This window comes from Micromonospora maritima (assembly GCF_902825405.1).
Classification (GTDB): domain Bacteria; phylum Actinomycetota; class Actinomycetes; order Mycobacteriales; family Micromonosporaceae; genus Micromonospora; species Micromonospora maritima.
In genome coordinates, this window is record NZ_CADEAU010000696.1 from 1 (window position 1) to 2326 (window position 2326).

A 2326-nucleotide genomic window follows, 5' to 3' on the forward strand; every position below is an offset into this window, starting at 1 on the left:
GACCCGACCGCGCGGACGCTGCTGGCGCGCTACGTCCCCGCCGACCGGCGGCCGGCCGACGTGCCCGCCGACCCGCGACCGCTCGCCTGTGCGGGTTGTCCCGACGGTCATCGTCGGCTGTGGGTGATCCGGTCCGGGACCGGTGCGGCGCCGCCCGGCGACGGTCCGGCGGAGCGCGCGCTGCGGGCCGGGTACCGGCCGGCGCAGGTCTGGCGGCCGACCGGCTTCACGGTCGCGCTGTTCGTGGGCGGGCGACCGGCATCTGCCTGATTCAAGCCCTTTGTCCTTGATTGTCGGCTTAGCATCTGTCGGGGTTCCTGGCGAGCCCGATGCAGACCATGGGGGAAACGTGGCCGTCGCCGCCGATACACGCCCGTCCCGGGCCGCGGAACCGGGAACTCCGGGTGACCGCCCGGCACCCGTCGCCGCACCCGGACGACCGCGCCGCCCGGGCCCGGACCGCCGGCAGCTCAACGTGCGGGCACGCCTGGCGTACGCCCGCTGCGGCGCCACCGCCGGACCGCTGCGCCCGCCCCGACGCCCCGACGCCCCGGTCGAGCTGCGCCCCGCCGCCTCGGTCGTCGCCCGGTCGGTGTTGACCCTGCTCGTGCTGGTCAACAGCGCCACCGGCCTGCTCTTCGTCGGTTGGCTGCTGTTGCCGCAGCACGTGCCCGGCCCGGGGGTGGTCGGGCTCGGAGGCTGGCAGACCATCGCCGCGCGGCTCGCGTTCTGCGTGGTGGTCGGCGTCGAGCTGATCCGCCTCGCGCAGAACGTGGTGGTGTGGGTGTTCGCCTTCCACGCCAAGGATCCGGTGCCGGTCGACCCCCCGGTCGGCCTGCGGGTGGCGCTGCTCACCACGATCGTGCCGAGCAAGGAGCCGATCGACGTCGCCGAGCGGACCCTGCGCCGGCTCCGGGAGATCGTCTACTGCGGACGCGTCGACGTCTGGATCCTCGACGAGGGCGACGACCCCGAGGTACGGGCGATGGCGGCGCGACTGGGCGTGCACCACTTCACCCGCAAGGGCCGGCCGGAATACAACCAGCCACGCGGCGAGTTCCGGGCCCGGACCAAGTCCGGCAACCACAACGCCTGGCGGGCCGAGCACGAGCACCGGTACGACGTGGTGGCCAACGTCGACCCGGACCACGTGCCGCTGCCGAACTTCCTGGAACGCACCCTCGGCTACTTCCGCGACCCGGACGTCGCGTTCGTGGTGACCCCGCAGGTCTACGGCAACATGCACCAGAACTTCGTCGCCCACGGCGCCTCGGTGCAGCAGTACCTCTACAACGGCCTGATCGCGCGCGGCGGCAACGGCCTGGACGCGCCGCTGCTCACCGGCACCGGCCACCTCTACCGCCCGGCGGCGTGGCGGACCATCGGCGGCTACCAGGACTCGATCATCGAGGACCACCTCACCAGCATCCGGATCCACGCCGCCGTCAACCCGGCGACCGGTCGGCGGTGGAAGGGTGTCTACACCCCGGACGTGGTGGCGCTGGGGGAGGGGCCCACCTCCTGGGCCGACTACTTCAACCAGCAGAAGCGCTGGGCGGCCGGCATCTGCGAGATCCTGTTCCGCCGCGACCTGCGTGCGCCGCGCGAGCTGCCGACCCGCCGCCGCTGGCAGTACCGCCTGCTCCAGTTCTACTACCCGAGCGTCGCGGTCAGCCTGCTGCTGGGCAACGCCGCCACCGCGTTGTACCTGCTCACCGGCGTCGACGCCGGCCGGCTCGACCCGCAGGTCTGGGCGGCGCTGTGGGGCTCGACGCTCGGCAGCTGGTTCCTGCTCTGGCTCTGGCTGCGCCGCTTCAACATCGCTCCGCACGAGCGGGAGGAGGTGGGCATGGTGGGGATGGCGCTCGCCCTGTTCGCCGGTCCGGTCTACGTGGCCGCCGCGGTGGGCGCGCTGCTGCGCCGCCGGCTCGGCTTCGTGGTGACCGCCAAGGGTGCGCTGCGCACCGTGGAGTCGCTGCGCACGTTCCGCCTGCACCTGTGCTGGGCGGCGGTGGCCGCCGGGCTGCTCGGAGTCAGCTTCGCGCTGGGCCACGACTACCCGCTGCTGCGGGTGTGGCCGGTGCTGACGCTGCTCACCGGGCTCGCGCCGCCGGTGATCGCCTGGGTGGAGAACGTGCGGGCCCGCCGCGACGAGCCCGAACCCGTACCGCAACCGGCCGGTGCGCCGGAACCGCCCGTCCCGGCGACGGTCGGCGGTGGTGCGCCGTGCTGAGGTTGACCCTGCCCCGCGTGGGCCTGGCGCTGGCCGGCGCGCTGCTGCTGGCGTACGCCTTCGTGGTGGCGCCCGGCGCCTGGCGCGACCCGG

General features: G+C 74.0%; 1 protein-coding gene and 1 pseudogene. Both read left to right on the top strand.

The window, feature by feature from the left end; all coding sequences use genetic code 11:
- Positions 1–270, top strand: a pseudogene (locus HUW36_RS31180) (hypothetical protein); the annotation flags it as partial.
- Between the two features lie 205 nt (positions 271–475).
- Positions 476–2233 (top strand): glycosyltransferase family 2 protein, encoded by a 1758-nt coding sequence (locus tag HUW36_RS31185; RefSeq protein ID WP_246248412.1) that lies wholly within the window; start codon positions 476–478, stop codon positions 2231–2233.
- Positions 2234–2326: the final 93 nt, after the last annotated feature.